The 14999-nt window shown below is 67.7% G+C and carries 15 protein-coding genes and 1 pseudogene; 12 read left to right on the top strand and 4 right to left on the bottom strand.

Features of this window, described 5'->3' with window-relative positions; all coding sequences use genetic code 11:
- From AC6LKG_RS22465 to AC6LKG_RS22430, 8 genes and pseudogenes are all read left to right on the top strand, one after another.
- Positions 1-609, top strand: a 609-nt coding sequence (locus AC6LKG_RS22465; RefSeq protein ID WP_498168344.1) for a TadE/TadG family type IV pilus assembly protein, incomplete at its 5' end; no start/stop codon positions are given.
- Positions 606-1376, top strand: coding sequence for a hypothetical protein (locus tag AC6LKG_RS22460; protein ID WP_498168341.1), 771 nt, complete (start codon positions 606-608; stop codon positions 1374-1376). The genes AC6LKG_RS22465 and AC6LKG_RS22460, both read left to right, overlap by 4 nt.
- Positions 1373-2200: a Flp pilus assembly protein CpaB gene (gene cpaB, locus AC6LKG_RS22455; RefSeq protein ID WP_498168338.1), complete on the top strand. Its 828-nt coding sequence runs from the start codon at positions 1373-1375 to the stop codon at positions 2198-2200. The genes AC6LKG_RS22460 and cpaB overlap by 4 nt, the downstream gene beginning before the upstream one ends.
- Positions 2197-3558: a type II and III secretion system protein family protein gene (locus AC6LKG_RS22450; protein WP_498168335.1), complete on the top strand. Its 1362-nt coding sequence runs from the start codon at positions 2197-2199 to the stop codon at positions 3556-3558. Before cpaB ends, AC6LKG_RS22450 begins: the two co-directional genes overlap by 4 nt.
- 4 nt (positions 3559-3562) lie before the next feature.
- On the top strand, positions 3563-5209 hold the full coding sequence (locus AC6LKG_RS22445; RefSeq protein WP_498168332.1) for a TadA family conjugal transfer-associated ATPase: 1647 nt from the start codon (positions 3563-3565) through the stop codon (positions 5207-5209).
- Entirely contained in the window at positions 5206-6051 is an 846-nt protein-coding gene (locus tag AC6LKG_RS22440) for a type II secretion system F family protein (RefSeq protein WP_498168329.1), read from the top strand. Before AC6LKG_RS22445 ends, AC6LKG_RS22440 begins: the two co-directional genes overlap by 4 nt.
- Positions 6052-6068: 17 nt before the next feature.
- Entirely contained in the window at positions 6069-6971 is a 903-nt protein-coding gene (locus AC6LKG_RS22435; RefSeq protein ID WP_498168326.1) for a type II secretion system F family protein, read from the top strand.
- Between the two features lie 56 nt (positions 6972-7027).
- Positions 7028-7201: pseudogene (locus tag AC6LKG_RS22430) on the top strand (DUF192 domain-containing protein); the annotation flags it as partial.
- A gap of 6 nt (positions 7202-7207) precedes the next feature.
- Here the strand turns inward: AC6LKG_RS22430 and AC6LKG_RS22425 are convergent.
- Positions 7208-8011: a BPSS1780 family membrane protein gene (locus AC6LKG_RS22425; RefSeq protein WP_498168323.1), complete on the bottom strand. Its 804-nt coding sequence runs from the start codon at positions 8009-8011 to the stop codon at positions 7208-7210.
- 63 nt (positions 8012-8074) lie between these two features.
- Complete coding sequence (locus AC6LKG_RS22420) at positions 8075-9043, bottom strand: homoserine kinase (protein WP_498168320.1); 969 nt, start codon at positions 9041-9043, stop codon at positions 8075-8077.
- Positions 9044-9240: 197 nt separating this feature from the next.
- Between AC6LKG_RS22420 and dusA the strand changes: the two genes are divergently transcribed.
- Positions 9241-10257, top strand: coding sequence for a tRNA dihydrouridine(20/20a) synthase DusA (gene dusA, locus AC6LKG_RS22415; protein ID WP_498168318.1), 1017 nt, complete (start codon positions 9241-9243; stop codon positions 10255-10257).
- A 129-nt stretch (positions 10258-10386) separates the two neighbouring features.
- On the opposite strand, the gene AC6LKG_RS22410 is transcribed toward dusA, so the two are convergent.
- Positions 10387-10845, bottom strand: coding sequence for a CBS domain-containing protein (locus AC6LKG_RS22410; RefSeq protein WP_498168316.1), 459 nt, complete (start codon positions 10843-10845; stop codon positions 10387-10389).
- A 31-nt stretch (positions 10846-10876) separates the two neighbouring features.
- Positions 10877-12190 carry a YihY family inner membrane protein gene (locus AC6LKG_RS22405; protein WP_498168313.1) on the bottom strand — a complete coding sequence of 438 codons (1314 nt, stop codon included), beginning with the start codon at positions 12188-12190 and terminating at the stop codon, positions 10877-10879.
- A gap of 17 nt (positions 12191-12207) precedes the next feature.
- Here AC6LKG_RS22405 and AC6LKG_RS22400 point away from each other — a divergent pair, with 17 nt between their 5' ends.
- The 3 genes from AC6LKG_RS22400 to AC6LKG_RS22390 all read left to right on the top strand — a co-directional run bounded on the left by AC6LKG_RS22400 (position 12208) and on the right by AC6LKG_RS22390 (position 14997).
- Entirely contained in the window at positions 12208-12579 is a 372-nt protein-coding gene (locus AC6LKG_RS22400) for a DUF2069 domain-containing protein (protein ID WP_498168311.1), read from the top strand.
- Positions 12576-14063 carry a protein adenylyltransferase SelO gene (locus AC6LKG_RS22395; protein WP_498168309.1) on the top strand — a complete coding sequence of 496 codons (1488 nt, stop codon included), beginning with the start codon at positions 12576-12578 and terminating at the stop codon, positions 14061-14063. The genes AC6LKG_RS22400 and AC6LKG_RS22395 overlap by 4 nt, the downstream gene beginning before the upstream one ends.
- Positions 14064-14277: 214 nt before the next feature.
- Complete coding sequence (locus tag AC6LKG_RS22390) at positions 14278-14997, top strand: response regulator transcription factor (RefSeq protein WP_498168306.1); 720 nt, start codon at positions 14278-14280, stop codon at positions 14995-14997.
- Positions 14998-14999 lie beyond the last annotated feature (2 nt).

Genomic DNA, 14999 nt, shown 5'->3' with positions numbered 1-14999 from the left:
GCCACAGGGTGGGGGGGCGCCATGACGCGCCGCGCCATCGGGCAACGCGGGCAGGCCATGGTCGAGGCGTTGCTCTTGCTGCCGGTATTGGCCCTGGTCTGGTTGGGAATCGCCTGGCTGGGCAAGGCGCAGTACACCGCCCTGACTCTGATCCAGGCTAGCCGCCAGGCCGCGATGTCGACTGCCATGGGGCGGCCCCTCGATCCGACGGACCGCACTCGCGTCGAGGTGACCGCCGCTGCCGGCGCCGACGGTTGGCGGGACGAATGGTCAGGTGAGGATGCGCGCCGGGTATGGGCGACCTCGCAGGCGGTGGTGAACGGCTCGGCCGCCTGGGGCGGCATCCTCCTTGCGCGTCGTGTCGGTGTCGCCGCCGGGGCAGGCAACGCTCGCAACGAACAGGACGCGCAACGTCGTATCGGCTTGTCCGCGAGGTTTTGGGGGCAGGTGGCAGCGGATTCGATATCTCAGGTGCAGGCACTCGCACCAGCGATCCAGGCCGTGGACAGGCCGTGGCGCCGTCCACCGCCGTCCGAGGACTGGCTGTCGGCCTGGGCCGATGTACTGCCTGCCGAACGCGGCATGGGCGACGGGAGGGCATTTCCATGAAAGCGCTGGGAGGGAAGTGGCTTGGCTTCATGCCTCGTGCCGGACGCTGGGGGCGGGGCGCTGCCCCGGTCGCGAGGTGCGTCATCGGCGGGTTGATCGTGGTGGCTTGCATGGCGCCTATTGCGATGGGCGTGGCGGCAGCCGCGGCGCCAACGGCTTTGGTGTCTCTGGCGGCGGCGACACCTGCGGCATTGCGGTTCCCGGCGGGTTCGCGGGTCGAACCCCTGGCCGATCGATTCTGGTGGCGCGGGCTGCCGCTGCAGGCCGTGGTGTTCGATGCGCCCGTCGACGTGCCGGCATTGATACGGACCCTGTCGCGCCAGCAGCCCGCTTTCCGTGATCTCTTGATCCTGCCCGGGCTGGCAATCCTCTCCGGGCGGGTCGGTGACGAGATCTGGGTGGCGCTGCTGGCCAGTCCCTCGACTGGCCGCAGCGTGGGCAGCGTGTCATCGTTGCAGGCATGGGAGCCGCTTCCGCAGGCGCGCCTGCCGGTCTGGGTGCCCCCCGCCGCGCGCCTGGTGCTCGATATCGCGATGGAGGACAGTGGCACCAGGGTTTGCGAGCGTGTCTGGCAACATCCGTTGGCCCCGGCACAGTTGGGGCCGATAGTGCGCCAGCGTTTGTTGCGTCAGGGCTGGCATGACGACGGCGAACCTGCAAAGGTTGGCGCCTGGCAGTCGTGGCGGCGTCACGACGAGCATTTGCAATGGATGATGACGCCCCTGGGCGCGGGCAGCGGCCTGTGGGTCCGGCGGTGGGCGCCATGATGCGTTCCGGTTTGCAGGGTTTGCGCAAATTGGCCGTCCCTCTGCTGGCGCTGGCCGCTGGCCTCGTCGCGGCCTGGGCGGTTCGTGAGCATGTGCGGCAGCGTGTCGAGCATCTGGAAGCCGCAGCGCGCACCCCACAGGTCAGTCGCCTGGTGGCGGCGCGGGATCTGCCGGCTGGCACGGTGCTGGAGGCATCGCACTTGGCGGTGCGCGATGTGCCGGCGCCCTGGGTCCCTGCAAGCAGCGTCGATCCGCAGGCAATCGACAGTGTCCTGGGCGCCCGGCTGGGCGGCGACCTGGCTGGGGGCGAACTGCTGCTCAAGACCTGCCTGGGCACGGCCGATCCCGCGCCTGCGCCTTCGCTGGCCGCGCGGCTCGAAGCGGGACAGCGGGCTTTCGTGGTCGAGGGGGCCGACCTCGGCGGGCTGGCAGGCCTGCTGCGGGCGGGTGATGCCATCGACATCTACGTGTCGCTGCCGGACCGGGACCGCGAGGGCACCTTTCCCGTGCTGCAGGGCATGCGGGTCTTGGCTATCCGGGAGGGGCGGGCCGGCTCCGTCCAGGTCACGTTGGCGGCAGGTCCGGAAGAGGTCATGCGCTACCTGTCAGCCCGACAGGCGGGAACCCTGACCGCCCTGCTGAGAAATCGGGACGACTCAACCACGATCAACGCGGCGCCAGACGCCAGCCTCTCGGCACGGAACGGGCGGGAGCAGGCAGCACGGCGTGGCGCGGGCGTGGAGATCCTGTACGGCGATCGTCCCGACGAACCCGCCGACACCTACGCCACCCTCCCGGTGGCCTCTGAATCGGAGCATCCATGAATATCGGATTCGGCGCAGTGCTTGCCGCGCTTTGCCTGGGCCTTGCAGCGTTTCCAGCGTGGCCGGCTGGCGAGTCTTTCGACATGCAGGTTGGCGAGAGCCGCGTGCTGACGCAACCGGGCGTCACGCGCGTGGCCATTGGCAACAGCCAAGTGTTGGGCGCAGTGGCCACCGATGACCACCAAGTCGTGGTGTCCGCGCGGGCCGAGGGCCAGTCCTCGATGCATGTCTGGTCGCAAGCCGGTATCAAACGCTACGACGTCAGGGTGGCGGCGGCCGGCGCCCCGCGCCTGCGCGCCGAGGTCGAGTCACTGCTGACGCGCATTCCCGGTGCGCGCAGCGCCATGGTGGGCGGGCGCATCGTCATCGAGGGAGATGACCTGTCCGACGACGACCGTGCCCGTGTGGCCGCGCTGGCGCAGCGCTATCCCGATGTGGTGGACTTCACCGGGCAGGTGGGGTGGGACAACATGGTCTTGCTTGATGTGCAGGTGGTGGAGATTCCCAGCTCGCGCCTGCGCGAGTTCGGTGTGCGCTGGGACGGCGTGACGCAAGGCGGGCTGAACGCCGCGCTGGCATGGGATGCCGGGGCGCGTGGCAGGATCGCACGGCCAGGCGACCAGGTGGTCGAGACGACCGCGCCAGTGTCGTCCGCGGCCGGCTATTTTGGTGTGAACGCCCTGTTGTCCGCCCGCATTGCCGCGCTGGCCCAGCGCGGCGAGGCCGTCATGCTGGCGCAGCCGCAACTGCTGGCGCGCAGCGGCGCCAGCGCAACCTTCCTGGCGGGGGGCGAGGTGCCTTATGTATCAACCGATACGCGCGGCAATCCCACAACCTTGTTCAAACCCTACGGGGTGTCGCTGCGGATCACGCCTCGCATCGATCGCAATGGCGTCATCCGCTCGCTGATCGAAGTGGAGGCCAGCTCTGTCGACATGGCCCTGACCGCAGCCGGCGGCCCGGCGCTGCGCACCCGGCGCGCCTCGACGGAATTCAATGTGCGCTCCGGCGACACGCTGGTCATCGGGGGCTTCCTGTCGCGGGAGCGTTCCGATGACATCAGCGGCCTGCCCGGGCTGAAGGACATTCCGATTCTCGGTGCGTTGTTTTCGTCGCGTCGCTATCAGTTGCGTGAAACCGAATTGGCGATCTTCGTCACGCCCCGGATCGTGTCGCGCAACGAGCCGGCCATGGCGGAGCAGGCGCGTCGCGGGCGCGCGCTGGTTGACGCCGCGTTTGCGCGTCCGCCACGGCTGGCAACGTCCCCCGTCGTGACGGCAGGGTGGAGCGTTCGCGGCGGAGTGGGATCGCAGTGGGCGCCCCTTGTCCGGGATACCTCTTTCCCCAACCAGGAGTAATACCATGCTGGAAATCGAAATGACCTTCGAGGAGGCCGCGCGGCGCAAGGTCAGCGTGGCGGCGCCGGTCCTGATCGGCCGCGGCGCGCATTGCGACCTGCGCATCGCCAACTGGCGAGTGGGCCGCCAGCATGCGCGGTTGCTGCGCGAGGCGTCCACCATCGTGCTCGAGGATCTCGGCGCCCTGGGAGGCACATTCGTCAATGGCCTGCGCGTGACACGCCATGCGCCGGTGCTGCCCGGAGACGAAATCCTGGTGGGGCCGTGCCGCCTGCGGGTGCGCGCGATGGGTCCGGACCATCAGGGTGTCGTTGCCGCCGGCCCGTCCAAGTCCGAGGCGCTCGAGTCGCAGGCGGATGCGCCGGCACTATCGTTGTCGAGCCTGGACCTGCGCCGTCGCCTGCATGCCGCGTTGCTGGCGGCGCTCGATCTGCGCCGCCGGGATGTGGCTGGCATGAGCGACGCCGCTTTACGGGCGGAAGCCACCCGCCTGCTGACGCGGATCCTGGCCGACGACGCGGCTTTGCCGCCGGGTACGGATCGCGCCTCGCTATGCCGCGAAGTCCTGGATGAAGCCGTGGGGCTGGGGCCGCTCGAACCGTTGCTGGCGGCTCCCGATATCACCGAGGTCATGGTCAACCGGCACGACGAGATCTATATCGAGCGCAACGGGCGTCTTTTGCGTCACCCCGCCGCGTTCGCCAGCGAGCAGTCCGTGCGCCGCGTCATCGAGCGCATCGTGACGCCGTTGGGGCGCCGCATCGATGAGAGTTCGCCGATGGTGGATGCGCGGTTGACCGACGGTTCGCGCGTGCATGCCGTCATCCCTCCTGTCGCGCTCAGGGGGGCGTGCCTGACGATTCGCAGGTTCCCCATGCGCCGTCCCGCCATGGCCGATCTGGTTGCGGCGGGCGCGATCAGTGCGCCAATGGCGCAGTTCCTGGTGCGCTGCGTCCGGTCGCGCAAGAACGTGGTGGTTTCAGGAGGAACGGGCGCGGGCAAGACTACGCTGTTGAATGTGTTGTCCAGTGAGATCCCCGAGGGCGAGCGTGTGGTCACGATCGAGGACGCGGCGGAATTGCGGCTCGACCACGCGCATCTGGTGGCCCTGGAGGCGCGGCCTTCCAACCAGGAGGGCCGCGGCCGCATCGATATCCGCGAGTTGGTGCGCAATGCCTTGCGCATGCGGCCGGACCGGATCGTGGTTGGTGAATGCCGCGGGGCAGAAGCCTTTGACATGCTGACCGCCATGAACACCGGCCATGAAGGCTCGCTGACCACGCTCCACGCCAACTCGCCGCGCGATGCACTGGCGCGGCTGGAGTCGATGGTGCTGATGGCGGGGCTGGACTTGCCATTGATCGTCGTGCGTGAGCATATCGCGGCCAGCGTCGATATCGTCGTGCAGCAGGCGCGATTGTCCGACGGACGGCGGGTGGTGGCGTCGGTGGCCGAGGTCACTGGCGTGGAGAGCGGCCGTATCCAGATGCAGGAGCTTTTCCGGCATGAACGCGCGGGAGGCTTCACCGGTTGCGGCATCCTGCCCACCTTCGCGCAGGCATGGCAGGAAGCCGGAGTGGGCCTGGACGTGGCCTGGTTCGACGCGGACGCTGATGTGCCTGGCGTGGCTTATGGAGCAACGCGGCCATGACCGGGCTGGCGGCCGCCGGCGCGATGGTCTGCGTCATGCTTCTGTCATGGTGGTCGCAGCGGTGGCTGGGGCCAGGGCTGCGACGCCACCGCGACCGCTACACGCGGGAGGCACGCGGCCGGCTTGATGCATTGTTCCTGTTTGTCGACCCGGGCCGGCTGTGGGCAGGCGCGGTGGCGCTGGCGATCCTGGCGGCAGCAACAGCCTTCATGATCACCGCCAACGGTGCCATAGCCTTGCTGGCGGGGGTGGCGGGGTGGCGCGCGCCACGCCTGCTGGTGGCTGCGCTATGGCGTCGCCGCGTGCGACGCTTCGAGCAACAGTTGCCCATGGCTTTGCTGATGCTGGCGTCGGCGCTGCGCGCAGGCGTTGCCTTGACGCCTGCCCTGCGCCAGGTGGTCGACCAAGGGGGCGGGCCATTGGCGCAGGAATTCGGCCTGATGCTGCGCGAGCAACGGCTCGGCGTGCCTTGGGACGAGGCCCTGGAGCACCTGAACACGCGCATGCCGGCGGAATCGACCCTGCTGGTCGTGGCGGCCATGCGCATCGCGGCGCGCACCGGCGGCAATCTGGCAGAAGCGCTCGACAGCATCGGCCATACCTTGCTGGCCCGGTTGCACCTGCAAGACCGGGTACGGGCATTGACCTCGCAGGGCCGTCTGCAAGCCTGGATCATGGGGGCATTGCCGCTGTTGTTGCTGGCCGTGCTGGACTGGCTCGAACCTGATGCCATGGCGCCGCTGTGGCAGACGCCAGAAGGGGGGGCTGTGCTGGGGGTGGTGGTCGGGCTTGAAATCCTGGGCGTCTGGCTGATTCGGCGCATCGTCCGGGTCGACGCCTGATTGATGGAGCGCAATGCATGTGGTTGTATCTGGCGATGATGGGCGCGGCCTGCGGGGCCGGCGGGATGGTGTGGCGGCTGTTGCGCGTCCAGCCACGCGCAGCGCAGGAGACGGACGGCATGCCGTGGTGGTGGCGGTTGGCCATGCCGTGGCTGCTGCCACTGGCACATTGCGGAACGCCGCTATGGCGCCGCCTGGGCCAGGCGCGACTGGCCGGCCTGATCGCGCGCGCGGGCCTGCCGGCGGCGATTCGCGCCGAACATTTCCTGGCATTGGGCCTGCTGGCCGCACTGGCCGGCGCAGGTTTGGCGGGCGTGGGGGCGCTGGCCTGCGTGGCCTGGGGCGACGCCCTGGATGGCCCTGCCGGCGCAGCAGGTCCTGCGAGCTGGCTGTCATGGGCCGTGGCGGGTGGGGGGCTGGCCGGCATGTTGCCACTGTTGTGGCTGCGGTCACGCGGCGTTGCGCGCCGCCGGCGAATCGAGCGTGGCCTGCCCTTCGTGCTGGACATGATGATCCTGTGCGTCGAGGCTGGGCTCAGCGTTCCGGCCGCCTTGTCGGTGGCGGCTTCGAACGGACCCGACGGACCGTTGCGCGAGATTCTGGCGGTCGCGCAGGCGCAGATGCGGGCGGGTGTTAGCAGGGCCGTGGCCCTGAACGCCATGGCGGCGCGTTGTGGGAGTGCGCTGGTCGGCGACTGGGTCGCCGCGCTGGCTCAGGCGGACGCCCTGGGTATCAGCCTGGCACCGGTATTGCGGGCGCAGGCGGTGCAGTGCCGCCGCGACCGCCAGCAGCGGGCCGAGCAATTGGCGCTGCAGGCGCCGGTCAAGCTGCTGCTGCCCCTGGTGGGCTGCATTTTCCCCTGCACCTTCATCGTGCTGGCGTTTCCCATCGCCATCCAGTTGCTGGGGTGGGCGCCGTGAGCCCCCGCCTGCCCTTGCCGCGCGCGCGGCTCAGGGTGTTGCGGGTCAGGGGCTGGATGGGGCGGATGCGGGGGCTGCTGGGCCGGCGCCCCCCTGGCGGGCGATCGGGGATCCTGCTGGCGCCATGCCGGGCTGTGCACACGTTCGGCATGCGGTATGCGATTGACGTGGCATTCGTGTCGCGGCAAGGACGCGTGCTGAAGCTGTACAGGGCGTTGCCACCCCGCCGGATCGCGCTATGCCTGGGCGCCGTGGCCGTTGTCGAGGTTCGGGCTGGTGTTGTTGATGCCGAACACGGAGGTATAGGAAGGATAGAAGCTGCAATAGAACACGCCCGCCGCCGCGATCGTGAACGGGATCTGCAATGTGCTGGCGAACTGCGGAGACAGGCCGAGGGCGACGAGCAGTCCTGAGCACAGGTCCAGGAACAGGGCGATCAGGACCCAGGTGGCGGCATAGACCAGGAAAGCCCATTTGTTGCGCCAGCAGGCGATGCCGGAAAAGAACAGTGCCTGGGTCAGGCGCAGTCCGTGCCAGGCCACCAGCACCGGCGCGTACCAGAACAAGGCCGCGATCACGACATAGATAATCGTGAAAATGATGAGCGGTGCGCGGATTGCCATGAGGATGGGCTCCATGCTGTTCTCGATGGAGGCAATGCGCATGCCTTCGGCGAACGCCGCCGAGAAAGGCAGGAATGTCGCCAGCCCCGCCGCCAGGCTGACCGCGGCGTAGAGCAATCCCATCAGGAACAGCTTGCGGAACACGCCGGGCTGCTTCAGAGGCTTGGCCCACATCGATGGCAGCATGACGCGGTCGGCCTCGACATGTTTACACGCGGCCAGACTCATCAGCGTGACCGCTGGCATCAGCGCGATGAACAGGATCGGCCCCACGATCTGCGCGGCGAAGGCGAAGATGACCAGAAGGCTGTTGACCAGCGCCCAGGTAAACATGGCCAAGGGTTGCTTGCGGAACAGACGGAAGCCGTCTCGGACCCATTGCCAGCCGGATGACGCGGGTAGGAATGCTGCTTGCATGGCTCTCTTGGGGGGATCTCTCAAAAAGGGACGCGCTACCCCCAATTATGGGGGGCATGATGATTACGGCAATACCGGCAGGTCCGGTCGGTGGCGCGCCTGCAACACTCTTTCGAAATGCCGGGGATCGTGCGGCTTGAGCGTCTGGGCCGGACGCGGCAGGAAAAAGTCGTACAAGCGCGACAGCCAGAAGCGCAGGGCGGCGGCGCGCAGCATCAACGGCCAGGCCTGGCGTTCAGCGTCGGTGAAGGGCCGCACCCGGGCGTAGGCGCCCAGCCAGGACTCGACCAGCTCGGGGATGAATTTGCCGGTATCGCGCTCGATGCACCAGTCATTGACGCTGACGGCCACGTCGAACAGCCAGGTGTCGCAGCCGGCGAAATAGAAGTCGATGATGCCGCCCATGAGCGGATCCTCGAAGGTTCCCGCGAACAGCACGTTGTCGCGGAACAGGTCGCAATGGGCCGGGCCGGCGGGCAGGGACTGCCACGCCGGGCTGGTGGCCGCGGCTTGTTGGGCGGCCAGTTCCGATTGCAACAACTGCGCCTGGCCCGGTTCCAGGAAGGGCAGGACCTTGGGCGCGGTTTCGACCCACCAGGACAGGCCGCGCAGGTTGGGCTGCCGGATCGGGAAGTCCCGCGCCGCCACGTGGGCGCGGGCCAGCGTGGCGCCGGCCAGGGCGCAATGGGCTGCGCCCGGGGCGGGCTCGTAGCCGCCGGGCAGGCGCGAGACGATGGCGCAGGGCTTGCCGTGCAGGGTGGTCAGGCGGGTGCCATCGCGCAGGGTCTGCGGTTGCGGCACCGGGATGCCGCGGCTGGCCAGGTGGTACATCAGCTCGATATAGAACGGCAACTGGGCCTGGGTGAGCACCTCGAACAGCGTCAGCACGTATTCGCCGCGGCTGGTGTACAGGAAATAATTGGTGTTTTCGATGCCCGCCGTGATCCCCCGCAGCGAGACGAACTCGCCCAGGTCGAAATGCGCCAGCAGGGCGCGCGCGTCGTCGTCGGATACGGGAGTGAAAACGGCCATTGATATCAAGGGAAAGAGGGGGTTAACGAACGCGGGCGAACGCGAATACCGGACGCGTGGACAGGCGTATACGCGGCGGCGGCGCAATTTTAGACCACATGGCCGGCAGGGGCAGGCCTGCCGTTGGCCGGACCCGCCGGGCAGAATCCCGCCAAGCACCGTAAAATACCGCATCCCCTTGTTTTGCTGAGTGATTCTTGGACTCCCCCGACTGGCGGCTGTGTGTCGCCCCGATGATCGACGTGACCGACCGGCATTGCCGCTATTTCCACCGGCTGCTGGCGCCGCGCGCGCGTCTTTACACCGAAATGATCACGACCGGCGCGCTGCTGTATGGCAACGTGGCGCGCCATCTCGACTTCGACGTAGCCGAGCATCCGGTGGCGCTGCAACTGGGCGGCAGCGAGCCGGACGCGCTGGCGCAGTCGGCCAGGCTGGGGCGGCAGTGGGGCTATGACGAAATCAACCTGAACTGCGGTTGCCCGTCGGAGCGGGTACAGAAGGGCGCGTTCGGCGCCTGCCTGATGGCCGAGCCCGACCTGGTTGCCGATTGCATCAAGGCGATGCAGGACGCGGTCGACATTCCTGTGACGGTCAAGCATCGCCTGGGGCTGGACTATGACGAGTCCTACGCCTTCGTGCGCGATTTCGTCGGCAAGATCCAGGACACCGGCTGCCGGGTGTTCATCGCCCATGCGCGCAACGCGGTGCTCAAGGGCCTGTCGCCCAAGGACAATCGCGAGATTCCGCCGCTGCGCTACGACGTGGTGAGCCAGCTCAAGCGGGATTTCCCCGACTGCGTGTTCGTGCTGAACGGCGGGCTGGCCGATGCGGCGCAGTCGGTGCGCGCGGCTGCCGACTTCGACGGCGTCATGCTGGGCCGCGCGGCCTGGCACACGCCGCGGGTGCTGTCGGAGGTGTCCCTGCAATTGTGGCCTTCGGTGCGCTTGCCCAGCGATGCCCAGGTGGTCGACGCGATGATGGAATACGCCACGCGCCAGGTGGCGCAGGGCGTGCCGCTACGAGTGATGACGCGGCCGATGCTGGGCCTGGTGAACGGCCAGTCTGGCGCGCGGCGCTGGCGCCGCATGTTGTCGGATCCGGCGCTGTTGGCCGCGAACGATCCCGCCCTGATCTACGATGCCTGGCGCAGCCAGCACCAGGCGCCGCGCGAACGCGATGCCGCGTTGACGGCCACGCCGGCGAACGCCTGAACGTCCAAGCGCAGCGGCAGCGCCTGAATGCAACAACGCCCAGGTGGCCGCAAGGCCGCCCGGGCGTTTTCGATGCAGGCCCGTTGCCGGTCGGCGGACCGCGCCGCCGCCGAGCAACCGCCCCAAGGCTCAGGACGGGGTCGACTCGGCGCTTTCGGCGGGCCAGTCGCGGATGTAGGCCTTGAGCATGTTGTTTTCGAACTGCTGGGCCGCCACGATGGCCTGCGCCATGTCGTAGAACGAGATCACGCCCATCAGCGTCGGGCCGTCCATGACCGGGATGTAGCGCGCGTGCTTTTCGAGCATCAGGCGTTGCACTTCGTCGGCGCTGGTGTTGGGCGAGACGCTGACCGGCGCGTCGTCCATGATGGAACGGATGGTGGTCTCTCCGGCGCCGCCCTGCGCGTGCATGTGGCGGATGATCTCGCGGAACGTCAGCATGCCGACCAGCGTGCCGAATTCCATGATGACGAGCGAGCCGATATCCTGCTCGCTCATGGTTTGCACGGCCTGGGACACGGGCATGTCCGGCGACGCGGTGTAAAGCGTGTCTCCCTTGACGCGCAGAATTTCGCTGACCTTCAACATCGGTTTCTCCTGGGCGGTGGTGCCCTGATTGCTATTTCTTGTTCGCTTCCAGTTGCAATACCGGGGCGACGCCATTTCCGGTATTTTGCGCTTCTCCGCAGAGTTCTTCCAGCGCGGGCGCGTTTTCCTGGGAAATCACTGCCGCCGCGACCCGCAGGATTTCGCGGTCGCCGTGCACCCGCGGCTGGCCGCGGTCCAGCAGGAAGCGGTCGACCACGGGTGCCAGCGAGGTTTCGCGGGCATCGCAAGTCAGTACCCACAGGTCGTCCGGGGTCCGGGTGACCAGATTCATGTCGCACAGGGTTTCGAGCACGTCGTTCAGTTCATCCTGGTGCAGTTTCAGCGTCGAGGCCAGCAGGTTGGCCGGCAGGCCGGGCGGGGTGCGGGATTGCGCGCGGCGCAGCGTGCGCAATACATCGAGCGCGTCTACGAAGGGGGCGCCGGCATAGCGGTTGACTTCCCAGCGGCCCAGGCGGATCAGCGGCGCGCTGGCCGCCAGGGTCGCGCCCAGCAGCACGGCCAGCCAGGACAGGTAGATCCACAACAGGAAGATTGGCAGCGTGGCGAACGCGCCGTAGATCACGGTATAGGTGGGGAAGCGCGTCAGGTAGTAGGCAAAGGCCGATTTCATGACTTCCAGCGCAATCGCAGTGACGCAGCCGCCGATGAGGGCGTCGCGCCACAGCACCGGGCGGTTCGGCACCACCATGAACAGGGCGGCAAAGCCCAGGGCGGTCAGCACCAGCGGGATGAACGAAATGGCGACGCTGACGATTTCCGGCACGTCGCGCACCATGCCGAGCGATTCGCGCGCCACGAACGAGGTGGCCCAGAGGCTGGCGCCGGCCACCACCGGCCCCAGCGTGATGACAGCCCAGTAGACCAGGGCGCGCTGCGGCAGCGGCCGCTGCCGCGTAACGTGCCAGATGTCGTTGAAGGCGGTGTCGATGGTCATGATGAGCAGCAGCGACGTCACCAGCAGGAAGGCGCCGCCGATCGCGGTCAGGCGCGAGGCCTGGCGGGCGAACTGGTTCAGGTATTCCATGATGTTGTCCGAGACGGACGGCGGCATCAGGCTGTTGGCGAGAAAGTCCTCGAGCGCGATCCGGAACTCCTGGAAGACCGGGAAGGCGGTGAACAGCGACAGCACCACGGCCAGCATCGGCACGATCGCCAGCACCGTGGTGAAGGTGAGGCTGGAGGCGACCTGCAGCAGCTTTTCCTCGTCGGCGCGCTGCGCGGTGAAGACGAAGGCCCGCCCGACCCGCGCCGGCCACGATGCGCGTGGGGGCGGGGACTGGGGGGCCGCCGGCGCGGCGGCGGCGGGCTCGGCGGGGCGGTTCATCAGGCGATAATAGCAGCATGAACCCTGAACTCAACCCCCGCTTGCGTCTGGTGGCCTCGGTGTCGTTGTTCGCCTTGATCGTGTTGTGCGTCACCTGGGAAACGGTGGTGGCGCCATTGCGTCCGGGCGGCTCCTGGATGCTGCTCAAGGCCTTGCCGCTGGCGCTGCCCTTGCGCGGTATCGTGCGTGGCAATCTCTATACGTATCAGTGGGCGTCGATGTTGTCGCTGCTCTACCTCATGGAGGGCGTGGTGCGCGCGATGTCCGATCCGGCGCCGTTGTCGGTGCTGATGGCGTGGGGCGAGATCCTGCTGTCGACGCTGTTCTTTGTCAGCGCCATTTTCTACGTGCGGCCGGCCAAGCGCGCCGCCAGGAGCCAACGCGCATGAGCGCCCATTCCCTGTCCGAACTGCATGCCGTCAACTCGTTCGCGGCGCTGCCGGCCGCGTTCTACACGCGGCTCGAGCCGCAAGCGCTGAACAACCCGCGCTTGCTGCACGCCAACACCGAGGCCGCCGCGTTGATCGGGCTGGACCCGGCCGTGCTGCATACGCCGGAATTCCTGCGCGTCTTTTCCGGCGCCGAGCCGCTGCCGGGCGGCGATACCCTGGCCGCGGTGTACAGCGGCCACCAGTTCGGCGTCTGGGCCGGACAACTGGGCGATGGGCGCGCGCATCTGCTGGGCGAGATCCAGGGGCCGGAGGGAGCCTGGGAGTTGCAGCTTAAGGGAGCTGGCAAGACACCGTATTCGCGCATGGGCGACGGCCGCGCGGTGCTGCGGTCCTCGGTGCGCGAATACCTGGCCAGCGAGGCCATGCACGGCCTGGGCATCCCGACCACCCGCGCGCTGGCGCTGGTGGCTTCGGACGACCCGGTGTGGCGCGAAACCGTGGAAACCGCCGCCATCGTGACGCGCATGTCACCCAGCTTCGTGCGCTTCGGCTCGTTCGAACACTGGTCGTCGCGGCGTCAGCCCGAGCTGCTCAAGGCGCTGGCGGACTATGTCATCGACCGCTATTACCCGGAATGCCGGGCCGCGCCAGCGGGCGAGCCGCGGGACGAGACCGCGCCCTACATGCGCCTGCTGCGCGAAGTCACGCGGCGCACCGCCTTGCTGATGGCGGACTGGCAGGCCGTGGGGTTCTGCCACGGCGTCATGAATACGGACAACATGTCCATTATGGGGCTCACCCTCGATTACGGGCCCTACGGCTTCATGGACGGTTTCCGCCTCGCCCATGTCTGCAACCATTCCGATTCCGAGGGCCGCTATTCCTGGAACCGCCAGCCGTCCGTGGCGCTGTGGAACCTGTACCGCCTGGGTGGCAGCCTGCATACGCTGGTGCAGGACGTGGACGCGTTGCGGGCGGTGCTGGACGAGTTCGAGGGCGTCTTCACACAGGCTTTCCACGAGCGCATGGGCGCCAAGCTGGGGCTGGCGGCGTGGCGGCCGGCGGACGAACCGCTGCTTGACGATCTGCTCAAGCTGATGGATGCCAACCAGGCGGATTTCACGCTGACCTGGCGTCGGCTGGCAGATGCCGTGCTCGGCGAGCGCGCGCCGTTCCAGGATCTGTTCATCGACCGCGCCGCCGCGTCGGACTGGCTCGACCGCCTGCTGGCGCGCCACGCCGAGGACGGGCGCGCGGCGGACGAGGTGGCGGCGGCCATGAACCGCGTCAACCCCCTCTATGTGCTGCGCAATCATCTGGCGGAAGAGGCGATCCGTGCCGCCAAGGCCGGCGATGCCACTGAAATAGGCACGTTGATGACACTGCTGCGCGATCCGTTCACGGCTCGCGCCGGATGCGAAAAGTATGCCGGCCTGCCGCCGGACTGGGCCAACGGCATCGAGGTCAGTTGTTCGTCTTGATGTTCGTTTTGTGTGTTTGTTGACGACAAAGCGGCATTTTGCGCGCGGAAGGCGCAGAAAATCGGCGCAATGAGACGAAAAATCGCGGTTTTTTTCGCTGCAATCATTCGTTTCCATTGTAAAAGTCGTAAGATTGTCGCCTGCGGGACACTCAGGTGGCAGGCCTGTCACCGGGGCATTTGTCGACAATTTTCAATATAAAAGCACTCTGAATATGCCTGGCGCAGATGGTTTGCTGTGTATCGGCCTGCTTGAGGATGACGCGGACTTCCGGGAGGAGTTGGCGTTGGGCCTGGGCGGGTACGGTTTCCGTGTGGCGTTTGCCTGTGACAATGCCGCGGCGTTTTACCGCCGCTTGCAGGAACAACCTTGCGACATTGTCATTCTCGACGCCCATCTTCCGGGGGAGGACGGTTTTTCGGTGGCGACGCGGCTGCGCGCGCTCAGTCCGGTGGGCATTGTCATGCTGACCGGGCGCAGCGCGCTCGAGGACAGGGTGCGCGGCCTGGAAGGCGGCGCCGATGTCTACATGACCAAGCCGGTTGATCTGCTGGAACTCAGTTCGGTCATTCGCAGCCTGGCCAGGCGCATGCGCCTGGCGAAGTCGCCGCGGCCGGTGGATGCCGAGACGCGCGCGGCGGCCGACACGTCGTGGTCGCTGCAGGACGGGGGCTGGATCCTGGTCGCTCCCGATGGCGCATCGCTGCACCTGAGCGCCCAGGAACGCACGTTCCTCATGGCGCTGATGGATGCGGCCGGTTCGGCGGTCAGTCGGCAGGCGCTGGCCGAATTGTTCCTGCCGGAAAGCCCGGGCGGCTTTGAATTGCGCCGCATCGACGTGCTGGTCAGCCGGCTGCGCGCCAAGGCGCAGAGCGCGGGCCTGAAGCTGCCGGTGTTGTCCGTGCGCGGCCAGGGTTACGTGTTCGCCGCCTAGCG

This window comes from Achromobacter sp. 46006, assembly GCF_059761975.1.
The sequence above is the reverse complement of the archived record's forward strand: the minus strand, read 5'-3'. Positions and strand labels throughout refer to the sequence as shown.